Annotated in this window: 16 protein-coding genes; 10 read left to right on the top strand and 6 right to left on the bottom strand. The window is 60.8% G+C overall.

Annotated features, from left to right (window positions below; all coding sequences use genetic code 11):
• Positions 1-15: 15 nt before the first annotated feature.
• Both ACZ5RG_RS13085 and ACZ5RG_RS13090 read right to left on the bottom strand, forming a co-directional pair.
• Positions 16-270, bottom strand: coding sequence for a hypothetical protein (locus ACZ5RG_RS13085; RefSeq protein ID WP_464447289.1), 255 nt, complete (start codon positions 268-270; stop codon positions 16-18).
• 7 nt (positions 271-277) lie between these two features.
• A complete protein-coding gene (locus ACZ5RG_RS13090) occupies positions 278-979 on the bottom strand; it encodes a GIY-YIG nuclease family protein (protein ID WP_464447290.1) in 702 nt (233 codons plus the stop codon).
• A gap of 38 nt (positions 980-1017) precedes the next feature.
• Here ACZ5RG_RS13090 and ACZ5RG_RS13095 point away from each other — a divergent pair, with 38 nt between their 5' ends.
• Positions 1018-1659, top strand: a complete 642-nt coding sequence (locus tag ACZ5RG_RS13095) for an alpha/beta fold hydrolase (RefSeq protein ID WP_464447291.1) — start codon at positions 1018-1020, stop codon at positions 1657-1659.
• Positions 1660-1679: 20 nt separating this feature from the next.
• Positions 1680-2492, top strand: coding sequence for a metallophosphoesterase (locus ACZ5RG_RS13100; RefSeq protein WP_464447292.1), 813 nt, complete (start codon positions 1680-1682; stop codon positions 2490-2492).
• A 69-nt stretch (positions 2493-2561) separates the two neighbouring features.
• Here the strand turns inward: ACZ5RG_RS13100 and ACZ5RG_RS13105 are convergent, their stop codons facing one another.
• Complete coding sequence (locus ACZ5RG_RS13105) at positions 2562-3716, bottom strand: DUF4172 domain-containing protein (RefSeq protein WP_464447293.1); 1155 nt, start codon at positions 3714-3716, stop codon at positions 2562-2564.
• Positions 3717-3873: 157 nt separating this feature from the next.
• Positions 3874-4887 (bottom strand): fumarylacetoacetate hydrolase family protein, encoded by a 1014-nt coding sequence (locus ACZ5RG_RS13110; RefSeq protein WP_464447294.1) that lies wholly within the window; start codon positions 4885-4887, stop codon positions 3874-3876.
• A 103-nt stretch (positions 4888-4990) separates the two neighbouring features.
• Between ACZ5RG_RS13110 and ACZ5RG_RS13115 the strand changes: the two genes are divergently transcribed.
• Genes ACZ5RG_RS13115 through ACZ5RG_RS13125 form a run of 3 tightly spaced genes read left to right on the top strand, consistent with a single transcriptional unit; the run spans position 4991 to position 7352 of the window.
• The gene (locus ACZ5RG_RS13115; protein WP_464447295.1) at positions 4991-5818 is read left to right on the top strand and encodes an IclR family transcriptional regulator; all 828 of its coding nucleotides are present in this window, start codon (positions 4991-4993) and stop codon (positions 5816-5818) included.
• Positions 5818-7017: a DUF3108 domain-containing protein gene (locus tag ACZ5RG_RS13120; protein WP_315236903.1), complete on the top strand. Its 1200-nt coding sequence runs from the start codon at positions 5818-5820 to the stop codon at positions 7015-7017. Before ACZ5RG_RS13115 ends, ACZ5RG_RS13120 begins: the two co-directional genes overlap by 1 nt.
• Positions 7018-7070: 53 nt before the next feature.
• Complete coding sequence (locus ACZ5RG_RS13125; protein WP_019429232.1) at positions 7071-7352, top strand: BTH_I0359 family protein; 282 nt, start codon at positions 7071-7073, stop codon at positions 7350-7352.
• A 228-nt stretch (positions 7353-7580) separates the two neighbouring features.
• Here ACZ5RG_RS13125 and ACZ5RG_RS13130 read toward each other — a convergent pair whose 3' ends face one another.
• Both ACZ5RG_RS13130 and aptA read right to left on the bottom strand, forming a co-directional pair.
• Positions 7581-8657, bottom strand: coding sequence for an AbrB family transcriptional regulator (locus ACZ5RG_RS13130; RefSeq protein WP_315236901.1), 1077 nt, complete (start codon positions 8655-8657; stop codon positions 7581-7583).
• Positions 8658-8687: 30 nt separating this feature from the next.
• Positions 8688-10001: an omega-aminotransferase AptA gene (aptA, locus tag ACZ5RG_RS13135; protein WP_464448211.1), complete on the bottom strand. Its 1314-nt coding sequence runs from the start codon at positions 9999-10001 to the stop codon at positions 8688-8690.
• A gap of 203 nt (positions 10002-10204) precedes the next feature.
• Between aptA and purU the strand changes: the two genes are divergently transcribed.
• From purU to ACZ5RG_RS13160, 5 genes are all read left to right on the top strand, one after another.
• Complete coding sequence (purU, locus tag ACZ5RG_RS13140; RefSeq protein WP_315236897.1) at positions 10205-11053, top strand: formyltetrahydrofolate deformylase; 849 nt, start codon at positions 10205-10207, stop codon at positions 11051-11053.
• Positions 11053-11928: a LysR substrate-binding domain-containing protein gene (locus tag ACZ5RG_RS13145; RefSeq protein WP_019429227.1), complete on the top strand. Its 876-nt coding sequence runs from the start codon at positions 11053-11055 to the stop codon at positions 11926-11928. The genes purU and ACZ5RG_RS13145 overlap by 1 nt, the downstream gene beginning before the upstream one ends.
• A gap of 92 nt (positions 11929-12020) precedes the next feature.
• The gene (locus ACZ5RG_RS13150; protein WP_464447296.1) at positions 12021-13529 is read left to right on the top strand and encodes an FAD-linked oxidase C-terminal domain-containing protein; all 1509 of its coding nucleotides are present in this window, start codon (positions 12021-12023) and stop codon (positions 13527-13529) included.
• Between the two features lie 153 nt (positions 13530-13682).
• Positions 13683-14189, top strand: coding sequence for a MarR family winged helix-turn-helix transcriptional regulator (locus ACZ5RG_RS13155; protein WP_298599012.1), 507 nt, complete (start codon positions 13683-13685; stop codon positions 14187-14189).
• Positions 14190-14211: 22 nt separating this feature from the next.
• Positions 14212-15900 (top strand): FAD-dependent monooxygenase, encoded by a 1689-nt coding sequence (locus ACZ5RG_RS13160; RefSeq protein ID WP_464447297.1) that lies wholly within the window; start codon positions 14212-14214, stop codon positions 15898-15900.
• Positions 15901-15902 lie beyond the last annotated feature (2 nt).

Consider the following 15902-nt stretch of genomic DNA (forward strand, 5'->3'; position numbering starts at 1 on the left):
AGTCATGGACATCATTCAAGCCTGTTTAGTCTTACGCAGACGGCCAATCAATTTCGCGATGCCCCGGACTAAATAGGCGACACCAAGTCCGATCAACGACATCACTACAGTGAACAATACCCACACATAAAGCACGACGCCTTGAACAATCATGTCTTGGTCGTTGGTTGGCTCCGGATGCGTTTGAAGTTTTTCAGCAAGCACGCCGCCCAAAGTGAAGACGAGGTGAAAGATCACGAAGGTGATCAGTGCTTTTTTGTGGAAGCTCATTATTGAATTATTGGTTGATAAATTCCAGAACAGCGCTGACTTCCTCGATCGTTGTGATGAACCATTCATCACCCGGAGCATCTTCTTTCCAGCGTCCACGAGCCTTGAGAACTGCGTGAATGGCATCTTCAATCTGCGCCACACGTTGGACCTGCCAGCGTCCGAGGATTTCGGGACGCTCAAAGAAGCCTGAGCCTTTGCACTGACCATAGACACGGGTTTCCACATCCGCCGCTGTCGTCAGTCCAACTTTGATAGGGAAAGGCTGATCAACCCGCTTGATGGCGGGAAATGTAAAGGCATAAATCCATCCATTGAATTCAACGGTGGGTTGGTCTTCTACGTTTTCGTCGGTGTCTTCGTCGGCCTCTTCAATGACCTCTGTATCCGATTTAAGCCGATACATACCCGACTTACCAAGCCAGACGAATGGCGATTCAGAACCTCGTTTGGCTCGAAGTGAGACAAAGAACTTTAAAGCCGAACCCACTTGCTGCAACTTCCCGTCCGTGTCACGGGCCGGGTAGGTCATGGCTTGCTGCTCGTCGCTCAGATAACGTCCAATCACACGATTGGCAACTGGATGAAGCCTGAAAGGCTCCCCGGTCTTGGCCTCGGGTTCACTGGCGATTTCGTTCAGCAGGTGATAACGCGCCATCCGATAGCAGAAGGACGCGTTTGGTTCAAATTCGATGGGCAGTGGTTTCATGAGGCACTGTTTTAAAAATCATCAGCAACTATAGACCAATGCCACGCACTTTCAAGGACAAACAACCCGAACTGAAGAGTGAACCTGTAAGCCACAATCAGCATATGCCTGCATTTTCCAATCGCGCCATTTACTACCTTCCGGGCCACGGAGGCCAGTTAGCCACCGGTCTGGGTCAAGGCCTGATGGATCGGGGTTTCGATGTCGCCGGCCGCGAAACGCGTGGCGACTTCCGAGCACTGCCTTTTGATGCACAGGTGCAGACCATCGTGGATGACCTGCAAAGCCATTTCTGGCATGAACAGGCACTGGTGATCTGCAATTCCTTCGGTTCATATCTGTTCCTGCAAGCTCAAACCCAAATGCCATCTTTCGTGGGCCGGGTGCTGTTGCTGTCACCCATCGTTGGCGAGTTCACGAACGAACAAGCCAGAACCAGCTTTTCGCCACCACGGCCAGAACGGCTGAAAACGCTGGCCGAGACAGGGCAATTCAATGCACCGGCCCACTGTGAAATTCATGTTGGGGAAGAAGACTGGCAGAGCATCCCGGCCAACGTGCAGGCCTTTGGCCGGTTGACGGGCATTCCCGTGACGGTTGTCCCGAATGGCGGACATGACTTGGGCGAAGCCTATGTGGGACCGCTGCTGGATCGGTGGCTGTATGACCACGCAGCCTGACAGTTACGGTTTACCCACGCATGTCTGCCCGCTTCATCTGGCTTGTTTCTCTGGTTTTAGCTACAGGCCTGTTCATTGCCCTCGGCCTGTTCTGGCGCAGCGAGTCTGACCTTGAGGTCACGCATCACGACATGCGCGGACCATCCCAAGCAACCAGCTTCCGTGTGGTGCAACTGTCCGACCTTCACATGCAGCGCTTTGGCGAGGCAGAGAAGGCCATCGTGGCCCAGGTGCAGACGCTGAAGCCTGATTTGGTGGTGCTCACTGGCGATGCCATCGACCGTGCCGATGCACTGCCTGTGTTGAAGGATTTTTTGGCGGCCTTGGGCACCATTCCCGTCGTGGCCGTGCCGGGCAACTGGGAGCACTGGAGCGGTGCGGATTTCCCTGCTTTGGTTACGCTTTTTGCAGACCAGCCCAATGGCCGGTTCCTGCTCAATGAGCGGGTGTCATTCACATCTGCGGAAAGAAAAATCCATTTGATCGGACTGGACGACTTTACTGCCGGACAACCTGATGCACAGCTGCTGTTAACGGCCCCGTCAGACGATGTGACTGTTCTTGTTCAGCACTCACCTGGTTTCTTTGATTTACCCAAGGTCAACCGCCGAATGGATCAGCAACGGCTTTCCTTGTGCTTGTCGGGACACACTCATGGCGGTCAAGTGACCATTGGCGGTTGGGCGCCATTCAGGCCTGTGGGCAGCGGACGTTTCGTGGCTGGGTTCTACGATGTACCGGGTTGTCGCTTGTATGTTTCGAAGGGTTTGGGCACATCTATCCTGCCGTTGCGCTGGGGTGCTGCGCCAGAAATTCCGGTGTTTGATCTGTGAAGCGGCTCACCTCCTCGGGGCACTGAAAAATCCAAGCACTTCTCAGCCAACTGGTCTGTCAAAGTCCACTTAAGCATGGGCGTTGTCATCGGTGATGCCTGACAACAAATCGTCCAGCTTGTACCGTGTCCCGCGCCCCACCCCCGTCTGCACCAACACCCCCATATCGCACAGCGCCGTGAGTTCGCGATAGGCCGTGGCGCGTGACACGCGGCAGAGGTTCACGTATTTCTCGGTGCTGATGCCGTTGGCAAATCCTTCTGGCCCTACGTCATAGAGTTTATTGATCGCCTTGGTTTGCGTGGGCGTGAGCTGCGGGTGTTGCTCGCGCAGTTCGGTCCAGAAGCGGGTTTTGCGCATGGCTGCTTGCATGTGTCCCCATGTGGCATCGGCGGCTTTGTGCACGCAGCCCACAAACCATTGCACCCAAGGCGTTACATCCATGTTGGCCTGTCCGGTGGCCGCTTGCAGCTGGGCGTAGTAGCCCGCCCGGTCCAGCCACATTTGCTGCGACAGGCTCCACAAACGCTTGTCGGTTTTCAGGTCTTGTGCCAGGGCCATTTCAACCAAGGCCCGACCCACGCGGCCATTACCGTCCTCAAAGGGGTGAATGGCCTCGAGCCACAGATGGGCCAGCGCCGCACGCACCAGGCCGTCGGTTTTCCCATGGCTGCTATTGAACCATTCCACCAGACGCGCCATCTGCGGATACACATCAGCCGAGTCGGGGGCCTGGTAGTGCACGATGTGGGGCTTGCCCATGCGGGGCGTGACGATCTGCATCGGTTCGGCATGGTTGCGGTAAGCGCCTGTGCGGATTTTCTGAATGCCACTGCGCCCGGTCGGGAACAAGGCGGCTTGCCAGCCATGCAGGATGTCGTGAGTCAACGGCTGATGCCTTTGCTCAATGGCCGCTTGCAGCACATCAAGCGTGGCTTCGGTTCGTGCGTCGCGCTCCAGCGCTTTGGCGTCGGCCAAGCCCAGCCGCCGGGCGGCAGAGGCCCGCACTGAATTGACTTGCAGCGTTTCACCCTCGATCTGCGCCGTGGCCACGGCTTCGTCGGCCCAGCCTTGCAGTTCCAATGCGCCCAAGTCCATCAGTTGCAGATGGCTGGCGAGCCCCATGGCTCGCCCCTGCGCATAGCGTGCAGCGGCCAACGCCGGTTGCAGCGCGGCCAGATCGACCTGAAATTCAGGCCAGCAAGGGGATTGCCAGAGGTACATGAAGCGTATTCTACGGATTTACGCTTCAAATGTGAAGCGTAAACAGCTTTTTTACGCTTCATTTCAGAGTATCCGGGGTGGCCCCCCCGATCAAGCCGAGGGTGACACCCTGTCACGTGAAGAGTGACAAACGATCAAGACGCTGCGTCAAAGAAAGTCACACCTGATTCAAGGGCACCACTTCTTGCTCAATTGCCCCAAACAAACTCTCGCCGTTCAAGCCCTTCATCTCAATGCGGATGGTGTCGCCAAACTTCATGAATTCGGTGCCCGGCTTGCCGTCCAAGATGGTTTCGATGGCGCGTTTTTCGGCGATGCAGCTGTAGCCTTTGGGCCACTCGGGTTTGCCCTTCACTTCCACGCTTTTGTTGCTCACGGTGCCGCTGCCCACGATGGAGCCGGCCCGCACGTTGCGGGTTTTGCAGATGTGGGCGATCAGTTGCCCAAAGTGGAAGGTCATCTCGGGGCCGGCCTCGCACATGCCCACTTTGCGGCCATTCCAGGTGGACTGCAGCGTCAGGTGCACGCGCCCGCCTTGCCAGGCCTCACCCAGCTCGTCGGGCGTCACGGCCACGGGGCTGAAGGCGGTGGCGGGTTTGCTCTGGAAGAAGCCAAAGCCTTTGGCCAACTCGTTGGGAATCAGGTTGCGCAGGCTCACGTCGTTAGCCAGCATGACCAAGCGCACAGCCTCGATCGCATCGTCCGCGCTGGTCTGCATGGGCACATCGCCGGTGATGACGGCGATCTCAGCTTCAAAGTCGATGCCAAACGCTTCGCTGGCGCACACCACAGGATCACACGGGCCGATGAAATCATCGCTGCCGCCTTGGTACATCAGCGGGTCGGTGTAAAAGCTGGACGGCACTTCAGAGTTGCGGGCCGCACGGACCAACTCCACATGGTTGAGGTAGGCTGAGCCGTCAGCCCACTGGTAGGCGCGGGGCAATGGGGCCATGCAGCGCTCGGAATCAAAAGGGAAAGCGTGGCGTGACTTGCCCTGGTTCAGCGTGGTGTACAGGTCTTCCAATTGGGGGGCCAAGAAGTTCCAGTCGTCGAGCACCTGTTGCAATTTGCTGGCGATGCCGGTCGCATAATGTGCGGTGCTCAGGTCACGTGAAACCACCACCAGTTGTCCGTCGCGTGAGCCGTCTTTGTAGGTCGCCAATTTCATGTTGAATGTGTCCGTTCTGGTCGCGATGCGCTACAGTGTGCACCAGCGAGAAATTACGCATTGTTAAACTCATTTAACTAAACGAAACCAGATTCTAGGCGATATGGACACAGACAGCACCGCTTCCAGCCCGCAAGACGGTGACAAGGAACGCGCAGGGATTCAATCGGTCGAGGTCGGGTTTGCCTTGCTGGATGTCTTGGCCCAAGCGCCCGCCCCCTTGATGCTGCGCGACCTGGCCGCCGCCGCCCACATGAGCGCGGCCAAAGCCCACCGTTATTTGGTCAGCTTCCAGCGCCTGGGCCTGGTGGTGCAAGACAGCACCAGCACCCGATACGAATTGGGCCCTGCCACCTTGCGGCTGGGCTTGGCCACCTTGTCGCGGCTGGACGCCGTCAAGATGGCGCGCTCACGCTTGCCCGCCTTGATCGAGGCCACGGGCCACACCATGGCGCTGGCCGTTTGGGGCAACCGGGGTCCGACCTTGGTGCATTGGCAAGAAACCCCGCTGGCCATGCCGGTCAGCTTGCGCTTGGGCGATGTGATGCCGCTCTTGTCTTCGGCCACGGGCCGGTGCTTTGCGGCCTTCAACAGCCATGGCGGTGCCGCCGAAAAAGCCCGCCCCATGATCGAAGAAGAATTGGCCTTGGCCCGCAAAGTGGGCCGCAGCGACTTGCCCAGCACGCCCGCGCAAGTACAGGCCATGCTGAAAGAAACGCGCCAACAAGGCCTGGGCCGCGTGGTCAATGTCTTGTTGCCTGGCATTTCAGGGTTTTGCGCCCCGGTTTTTGACGCTGACGGACACTTGGTGCTGGGCGTGGTGGCACTGGGTTCATCGGCCACCCTTGACACGGCATGGGACGGGCCGATTGCCCTAAGCCTGCGACAGTTTGCCCGGCAACTGTCGGCTGACTTGGGCTGGCGTGCTTGATGCCTGCCAAGCTGGGCCGCCCACACACCGGCGACAAACCCGCTTTGTCAGGGCCACCCTCACGCCGGACTTTGCTGGCCCTGGTGCTGGTCGTGCTGGTGGCGCACGCTGTGGCGCTGTTGAGTGTGTCCGGTTCACTGGATCTGCGCCTGCCTGCCGACGACGCCGTGCGCGCCGGGCCGATGCAAACGCGCTGGCTGCCCCCGCCCGCCAGCACGGCACCAACGCCCCCTGTCCAAAAGATCGCCGCACCGCGCACCCGCGTGGCCACCGAGCCCACACCTGAGCCGGAAGCGGCAGAGTTGCCCCCCGAAGCGAGCAAGGCCACCGAGCCCGACCCGGCCCCCCCCGCCGAGAGTCCTACCGAGAGCGCACTTGCGACACCCCTTGAAGCGGCACCCAACACGCAAACAGAATCGGTGACACCGCAAGCAACAGCAACACCCATGGCCACGCCAGCCAGTGATGCGGGTGCAGCAACGGCCACGGCCGCCATGCCCCTCATTCCGCTGGGGGCCTTGCCACCCTCGACTTTGCTGAGCTACCGATTGACGGGTTTGGCCAAGGGCCTCACCTACCACGCCACGGGCGAGCTGCGCTGGCAAGCCAACGAGAGCGCCTACGCCATGAGTTTGTCGGTCAGGGCTTTTTTGCTTGGCTCACGGCACTGGCGCAGCGTGGGCGTCATCAACGCCTCGGGTCTGGCCCCCACTCGCTTTTCAGACAGCTGGCGCAACGAACGCGCCACCCACTTTGACCGTGAAAACAAGCGACTGGTTTTCAGCAGCAACGCGCCCGTGGCCCCGCTGGAGCCGGGCGCGCAAGACCAGATCAGCCTGTATGTGCAACTGGCCGCCGCCATGGCGGGCGAGCCGCAGCGCTTTCAGCCAGGGACACGGCTGCAAATTCAAACCGCCACCACGCGCGACGCCTTGCCCTGGTTGCTGACCATGGCACCTGCTGAAACCCTGACATTGGCCGACCAAACCCTCCTGACGGCCAAATGGGTGTGCCAGCCGCGCAACCGTTTTGACGCAAAGGTGGAGTTTTGGGTGGCCGAAAAATACGCCTGGATGCCCGTGCGCATCCGCATCACCCAGATCAGCGGTGACTTCATCGACCTGACGCTGAGTGGTCAAGAGCCCCTGCCGCCTTTGCCTGTTACTGAGCTGCCTGCCGGGAAAACCACACCATCTTGAAGTTCATCCCAAAAGCCCCAAGTGTTCAGCACAAGTTGAGAGAGAATGAATGCATGAACCTGTTGTACGAATCTGAAACCTTTGCCGTGATGCATGTGCTGGCCAACGCGCCTGCCGAGCCGGCCCCCGTGACCAGCAAGCCCATGCTGGAACGCCATGGTTTCGAAATTGTGGACAAACGTTCTGGCAAAGAGGTCTATCTGGACGGCTCATGGGCCGAAATGTTCCAGCAGCAAATCCAGGCCTGGCAACAACACACCCCCACCCAAGAAGAAGTCGAAGACACCCTCGAGGGCTATACCGGCCTGGCCCAACAACCGGTGGTGGTGCACTGAAGCCGCTTGCCGGTGTCTGTGACTTTGTCTTTTGTCTTTTGTCTTTTGTCTTTTGTCTTTTGTCTTTTGTCGTCATGAACGACTGGGTTTTGTCATACCCGACTTGATCGGGTATCCATGTGGTTCAAATCGTGGATACCCGCATTCGCGGGCATGACATATTGGTTACCTCTGGCCTCTTACCTCTCACCTCTCACCTCTCACCTCTCACCTCTCACCGCCTACTGGTCAGACGGCTTTTTTGTGACCGCCGAGCCACTGAAAAATCGGGCCCACCAAAATCAGCACGGCTACCAAACGGCAAACCTGAAAAGCCGTGACCACCGGCACGCCCAACTGCAAGACTTTGGCGGTGATCGCCATCTCGGCAATGCCGCCCGGTGAGGTGCCCAAAATCAAAGTCGCAGGGTGCAGCCCCGTGGCCCACGCCAGCGCCAAGCCAAAACCCACAGACAGCACCATCATGACCACCGTGCCCATGGCGGCCGACGCCAGCCAACGCGGCGCGGTGTGCACAAATTCACGCTGAAAGCGCACCCCCAGACTCACGCCAATGACCAGCTGCGCCGCGTTCGACAAAGCCGTGGGCACCGCCGACCAATACGCCCCCGAAAGCGTCAGCCCCATCGACACCAGCAAAGCGCCCATGAACCACGGATTGGTGCGTTTGAGCCAAGTCATGAACAACGCCCCGCCCGCCGTGGCCAGCGCCAGCCACAGCAAGCCCGGCCACTGCGCCACACGCGGCCCCGGCAGCAGGCGGGCATCGACCTGCAAGCCCCAATGGTTTTGCGCCCATTGCATGGCAAAGGGCACCGACACCACCACGATCACCAACCGCACGCTGTGCGCTGCCGCCACCAAGTCGGTGCGGGCACCATGGCGTTCGGCCAACAAGGTCATCTCTGACGCGCCACCAATCGCGCTGGCAAAGTAACTGGTGGCCCGCCAAGCCCCCGGCGGCAGGTGTGAAAAATCGGCCGCATGCTGGCGTTGCAGCCACGCACCAAACAAAGCCCCCAAGCCCAGCGCCCAAAGCACTGCCAGCGCAATCGCCCACCACAGACTGACCACCAGTTCACTCACCTGCGGTGTGAAATACAGGCCCAAAGCGGCACCAATCACCCACTGCCCAGCGTTGCGCAACAAGGCCGCACTGCGCGTGGGCGCGCCCAGCACCGAGGCCACCGCCGTCGCCAGCAACGGCCCCAGCATCCATGGAATCGGTGTGTGCAACCAGACACACACCTGGGCAGCAGCCAGCGCCACCAGCAAGGTCAACGCCGTTCGCCCCCAAAACATCATGCTCGGCCCCATCGGTCGACGGGAACCCGCTCAGGCATGCCTGCGGATGCTGTCGGCCACCGTCTGCACGATCTGGTCGATGTGCGCGTCTTCCACGATGTAAGGCGGGCAAATGACGATGTTTTCGCCCGCCGGGCGCACCCACACGCCTTTGTGAAAGCAGTCCATAAAAATGTCATAGGCCCGCTTTCCGGGCGAGCCCGCGATGCTGGCCAGCTCGACCGCCCCGGCCAGGCCCAAGGTGCGGATGCCGATCACGTTGGGCAAGCCTTTCAGGGCACTGTGCATCGCATCGCCCAACACGCGGCCTTGCTGGCCCGCACGGGCAAACAGGTTTTCTTCTGCCATTAAATCGAGCGTGGCAATGGCCGCAGCGCAGGCCACGGGGTGGCCGGAATAGGTATAGCCATGGAAAAACTCGATGGCATGCTGCGGCGAGTTGGCGTTCATCATCGCGTCGTAGATGAAGTCGCGGCAGATCACGCCGCCCAGCGGGATCACGCCATTGGTCACCGCTTTGGCAAAGTTCAGCATGTCGGGCACCACGCCGTAATAGTCGGCGCCAAAGTTCACGCCCAAACGGCCAAAGCCGGTGATGACCTCGTCAAAAATCAGCAAGATGCCGTGCTTATCGCAAATCTCGCGCAGGCGCTTCACATAGCCCTGTGGCGGGATGTACCAACCCGCGCTGCCCGCAATCGGCTCGACGATGACCGCCGCCACATTGCTCGGGTCGTGCAGCACCAAGATGCGGTTTTCCAGCTCCAGCAAGGGGTCTTCGGCCCACACCGGTTCTTCGTGGTGGATGTAGGCATGGTTGACCGGGTCGTGGATGAAACGCATGTGGTCGACACGCGGCAACAACTGCGCCCCAAACGCCTTGCGGTTGGCCGGCAGGCCGCCCACGCTCATGCCGCCAAAGTTGACGCCGTGGTAACCCTTTTCGCGGCCGATGAACACCGTGCGGTGGCCTTCGCCCCGGGCGCGGTGGTAAGCCAGCGCCACTTTCAAGGCGGTGTCGGCGGCCTCAGAGCCCGAATTGCAAAACAACACCTTGTTCAAGTCCCCCGGGGCCATGTCGGCAATCATCTGCGCCGCTTTGAAGGCCTTGTCGTTGCTGGCCTGGAACGCCGTGGCGTAGTCCAGCGTGTCGAGCTGCTTTTTGATGGCTTCGTTGATCGGCTTGCGGTTGTGGCCCGCGCCCACACACCACAGGCTAGAGATGCCGTCGATGACTTTTTTGCCATCGTGGGTGGTGAAGTGCATGCCCTCGGCACCCACGAACACTCGGGGGTCTTGGCGGAAAGTGCGGTTGGGCGTGAAGGGCAACCACTGGTTGTCCATGTTCAGATCGGTGTGGGTCACGGCAAAAACTCCTTGAAATCCATTCAGCCAGCCAGTTTAAAGCCCGCAAGGGCCTGGCCCCGCCACCGGGGCGACATGCCGCGCCTGTGCCTGAGGACCCCGGAGGGTGTCTCTACAATAAGCCGTCCTGAACCGAAGCGCCCCACCTTTTAAAGGGCGCATCCACCCAACCGCTTTGCCCCATGACCACGACTTACATCCTGACGCTTTCTTGCCCTGACCGCACCGGCATCGTGCATGCCGTGTCGGGTTTTTTGTTGGAGCGAGGCGGCAACATCGAAGAAGCGGCGCAATACAACGACCACGACACTGGCCTGTTTTTCATGCGCGTGCAGTTTGCGTGCGGCCAAGAGGACGGCGCAGCACTCAACGCGCAATGGGGCGAGTTTGCACAGACCTTTCAGATGAAGTGGGACTTGCACGCCACCACCCAGCCCATGCGCACCGTGCTCATGGTCAGCAAGGAAGGCCATTGCCTGAATGACCTGCTGTTCCGCTGGAAGAGCGGCCTGCTGCCTTTGGACATCCGCGCCATCGTGAGCAACCACCGCGAGTTCTACCAGCTGGCGGCCAGCTACAACGTGCCGTTTCACCACATTCCGGTGACCGCCGCCACCAAAGAACAGGCCGAAGCCAAGCAGTACGAAATCATCCAGGCCGAAGGTGCCGAGCTGGTGGTGCTGGCCCGCTACATGCAAATTCTGAGCGATGACCTGTGCCGCAAACTGGCCGGCCGTGCCATCAACATCCACCACTCGTTCTTGCCCAGCTTCAAGGGCGCCAAGCCTTACTACCAAGCGCACGACCGGGGTGTGAAACTGATTGGCGCCACCGCCCACTATGTGACGGCCGACCTGGACGAAGGCCCGATCATTGAGCAAGACGTGGCCCGTGTGGACCACAGCAAAACCGTGGAAGACCTGACCACGATTGGCCGCGACACCGAAAGCCAAGTGCTGGCCCGCGCGGTCAAATGGCACAGCGAACACCGCGTGCTGATCAACGGCCACAAGACGGTCATATTTAAATAATGTCCGCCAACTCCCGCATCCCGCCGATCCAATGCCTCTTGACCTTTGAGGCCCTGGCGCGCCTGCGCAGCGTGACACAGGCAGCCGAAGAGCTGTGCGTGACGCCCAGCGCCGTCAGTCACCGCGTCAAACAGCTGGAGCAAATCATCGGCACCAAGCTGTTTGGCCGGGCCGATTTTTCGCTCACGACCGAAGGCATCGAATACCTGGCGCACGTGCGCGAAGGGCTGGTGTCGCTGCAGCGCTTTCCCAGCGCCAGCAACACCCCGGGGCGGCGCAAGCTGCGCCTGGCGGTCACGCCCACTTTTGCCCGCTCGGTGCTCATGCCGCGCCTGAAACATTTTCTGGACGCCTACCCCGAGATCGACATCACTTTGCAGGTCAGCATTCCGCTTTTGGACGTGGTGGCCGAAGACGCCGACCTGACCGTGCGCTTTGGCACAGGCCGCTACTCGGACGTAGAACACGTCTGCCTGGCAAAAGACGAGGTCACGCCCTTGGCATCGCCCGCTTGGTTGCGTGAAAACGGCCCCTTTGCCAACGCCGAAGACCTGCAAGGCCAGCCTCTGCTGCGCAGCCCACTAGAGCCCTGGCGTACCTGGTTTGCCGCACACGACCTCGATTGGCCCGAACCCATCGACGGGTCATCGTTCAACGACATCGGCCTCATGTGCGATGCCGCCGCCCAAGGCCTGGGCATCGGCCTGATCCGCACCAAGCTGGGCGCACCCTGGCTGGAAAGCGGCCAACTGGTCCGCCTGTTTGAACGCAGCGTGCCCAGCCCCCATGCCCACTACCTGTGCTGGCGCACCGGCACCATGGAGCGCTGGGAATGCGCCGCCTTTGCCGACTGGCTGAAAAAAGCGCTGGCCTGAGCGGCCAAATTCACAAACCCATCAAAGATTCTTCAGCCCCGGCGATCCGCCTTGCGCTTACAGTGATGGCTTAACTTCAGGTTTTGACTGTCATGAGTGCCAACACCCCCATCGAAACCCAGCAATTGACCGCCACCGAACGGGCCGAACGCCAGCGTGCCGTGGTGCAGGCCCTGGGCCGCGTGCTGCCCCAAGATGCCATCCTCTACACCCCCGAAGACACCACGCCCTATGAGTGCGACGGCCTGACCGCCTACCGTGAGCGGCCCTTGGTGGTGGCTTTGCCCGAGACCGAAGCCCAAGTGCAGGCTGTGCTCAAGGTCTGCCACGCCCTGCAAGTGCCCGTGGTGGCACGCGGTGCGGGCACCGGCCTGTCGGGCGGGGCCATGCCGCACCGCATGGGCGTCACCTTGTCGATGGCCCGCTTCAACCAGATCAAAACCGTGGACCCGGTCAGCCGCACGGCGGTGGTGCAGTGCGGCGTGCGCAACCTGGCCATCAGCGAAGCGGCCGCGCCCTATGGCCTGTATTACGCACCCGACCCGTCGAGCCAGATCGCCTGCACGATTGGCGGCAACGTGGCCGAAAACTCGGGCGGGGTGCACTGCCTCAAATACGGCCTCACGGTGCACAACGTGCTCAAAGTCAAAGGCTTCACGATCGAAGGCGATCCGATTGAATTTGGCAGCGACGCCCTCGACACGGCTGGCTACGACCTGTTGGCCGTGCTGGTGGGCAGCGAAGGCATGCTGGCCGTGACCACCGAAGTCACCGTCAAGCTGGTGCCCAAACCGATGCTGGCTCGCTGCATCATGGCCAGCTTTGACGACGTGCGCAAAGCCGGTGACGCGGTGGCCGCCGTGATCGCAGCGGGCATCATCCCCGCAGGGCTAGAGATGATGGACGGCCCCATGACCGCCGCCGTCGAAGACTTTGTGCACGCCGACTACGACCTGAGCGCCGCCGCTATTCTTTTGTGCGAGAGCGACGGCACGCCCGAAGAAGTCGAAGAAGAAATCGGCCACATGAGCGAGGTGCTGCGCGGCTGCGGCGCGACCGCCATCACCGTCAGCCGTGACGAAGCCCAGCGCATGAAGTTCTGGAGCGGGCGCAAAAACGCCTTCCCGGCATCGGGTCGCATCAGCCCCGACTACATGTGCATGGACTCGACCATTCCGCGCAAGCGCCTGGCCGACATCTTGCAAGCCATCTCGGAGATGGAAACGAAATACGCGCTGCGCTGCCTGAACGTGTTCCACGCAGGCGACGGCAATCTGCACCCACTGATCTTGTTCGACGCCAACGACGCCGACCAACTGCGCCGCTGCGAGCTGTTTGGCGCCGAAATTTTGGAGACCAGCGTGGCCATGGGCGGCACCGTCACGGGTGAGCACGGCGTGGGCATCGAAAAAGTCAACAGCATGTGCGTGCAGTTCAGCGCCGAAGAAAACGAACAGATGTTCGCCGTCAAACGCGCCTTCGACCCACAAAGCCTTTTGAACCCCGGCAAAGTCATCCCCACGCTCAACCGGTGCGCTGAATATGGCCGCATGCTGGTGCGTGCGGGGGCGATCAAACACCCGGAGTTGGAGCGGTTCTGAGCTTCACCAACACCCCACAGGCCTGAGAAATTCTCAGGCTTTTTTTTCGGGGTCATTGCCCGTCACGCAAAGTCGCAATGATTTATTGGTTGCGCGCGCAACCAAATTCACCTAAGATCCGGTCAGATTCAAAAACCACTGCACCCGACACGCATGGCCACCCCCCTTGACCGCACGCTGACCTACCGCCTGCACCAACTGCACAAGCTGACCGACTCGGACAGTCAATCGGCCTACCCTGAACACACGGGTTTGTCGATGAGCGATGGGCGCTGCTTGACGACGATTGGCACCTTCGAGCCTTTGTCGGTGAAAGAACTGGCCGAAAAAGCCAACCTGAACAAAGGCCAAGCCAGCCGTGGCGCGCAGGCGCTGGTCGATCAGGGTTTGGTGCTCAAGGCCGATCACCCGGGCGATGGCCGGGGTGTGGTGCTGACCTTGACGTCTGTCGGGCGCGGGGTGTTCGACCGCGCCATGGACATGGTCGCCCAACGCAACCAAGAGATCTTCGGCTGCCTGACAGAAAAAGAACAAACGACTTTGAGCGCCATGTTCGATCGCCTGATTGCCCACGCCCGTCCGGGCGTTACGACGGACTCTCGTCCGAGCGTTACGACGGACTCCAGTCCAGTCCTTGCTTCGAACTCTCGCCCGCGCTGAACCCCAACATCCGGAAGACAAAATGCACACACCCACCACCGAAGCCCGCCCTTCTATTTATTACCAGTACGAGGTTTTCAAACCTTGGCTGGCTTCGGCGCACCCCCCGCAGACGCGGCAAAAGGTGGTGATCGTCGGCTCCGGCCCCGCAGGCATGGTGACGGCGCTGGAGTTGGCCCGCCACGGCGTGCCCAGCGTGGTGCTCAGCGCCGAGCTGCAGTTTTCTCAAGGCAGCCGCGCCATCTGCTTTACCCGCCGTTCGATGGAAATCTTGCAGCAAGTGGGGGTGGCCGACCGCATGACCGCAGGCGGTCTGCCTTGGCGCTTTGGCAACTCGTTTTACCGGGGCCAGCGCGTGTTCCGCATGGAAGCGCCGCACGATGCCGATGACCGGTTTTTCCCGATCATCAACGTGCAGCAGCAGTTCATGGAGGAGTACCTGCACGACGCCTGCAAAGCCAGCCCGCTGATCGATTTCCGCTGGGGCAACAAGGTCAACACCGTGGTGCAAAAAGACGGCTATGCGCAATTGGAGGTCGACACGCCCGAAGGCCCGTACACGCTGGAGAGCGACTGGGTAGTGGCCGCTGACGGCGGGCGCTCGGGCATCCGCACAGCCATGAACCTGCAAATGGAAGGCGCGTCTTACGAAGGTTTTTTCGTGATCGCCGACATCAAGATTGACCTGCCTTTGCCCACCGAGCGCCTGGCTTACTTTGACCCCGACTGGAACCCCGGCAACACCATCCTGATGCACCGTGAGCCCAACGGCATTTGGCGCGTGGACTACCAACTGCCACCGGGCGAAACGCCCGAAGAGGCGCTGCGCCCCGAGTCACTCAAAGCCCGCATCAACGCGCAACTGGCCATGATCGGCCACGCCGGTGTGCCATGGGAGATGGACTGGTCTTCGGTCTATTCGGCCCGCACGCTCACGCTGCCCGACTTTGTGCACGGCAGCGTCATCTTCACGGGCGACGCAGCGCACCTGCTGCCGATTTTTGGCGTGCGCGGGGCCAACACCGCCTTTCAAGACGCGCAGTCTTTGGGCTGGCACCTGGCTTTTGTGGCCAAAGGCCTTGCCGGCCCACAGCTGCTGGCCAACCACAGCGCCGAGCGCGTGGGCGCAGCCCGCGAGATCATCACCGAAGCGGGCAAAAGCACCCGCTTCATGGCCCCGCCCAGCCCGGGCTTTCGCCTGCTGCGCGACGCGGTGTTGTCGCTCTCGCTCACACAAGAATTTGTGCGGCCCCTGTACCACTGGCGCACCTCAAGGCCGCACGAGTACACGCACTCCCTGCTCAACAGCGCGGGCGACGACAACGGCTTGTTCAAGAGCGGCCCAGCCCACGGTGCGCCACCGCAAAACGTACGTCTGGGGGCCAATGACTTTTTGCTCGACCACCTGGGCGGCGGCTTTGATCTGCTGTATTTCACCGACACCACCTTGCCCGATGCCCTGCAACAAGTGATCAACGCCGCACGGCAAAAAGGCATGCCTTTGAACGTCACCGCTGTGGGCGCAGCGCAGCCCGTGGCCGGGGCCGATCAGCACCTGCCAGATGCCGATGGCCACCTGCGCCAACGCTACGGTGTGCCAGCCCATGGCGGCGCGTATTTGCTGCGCCCCGACCAGCACATCTGCGCCCGCTGGCTCACACTGGACGCCACGCGGCTGCAAGCGGCCCTGAACAACGCCTTGCCGCGATAAGG

Source organism: Limnohabitans sp. TEGF005 (assembly GCF_055394835.1).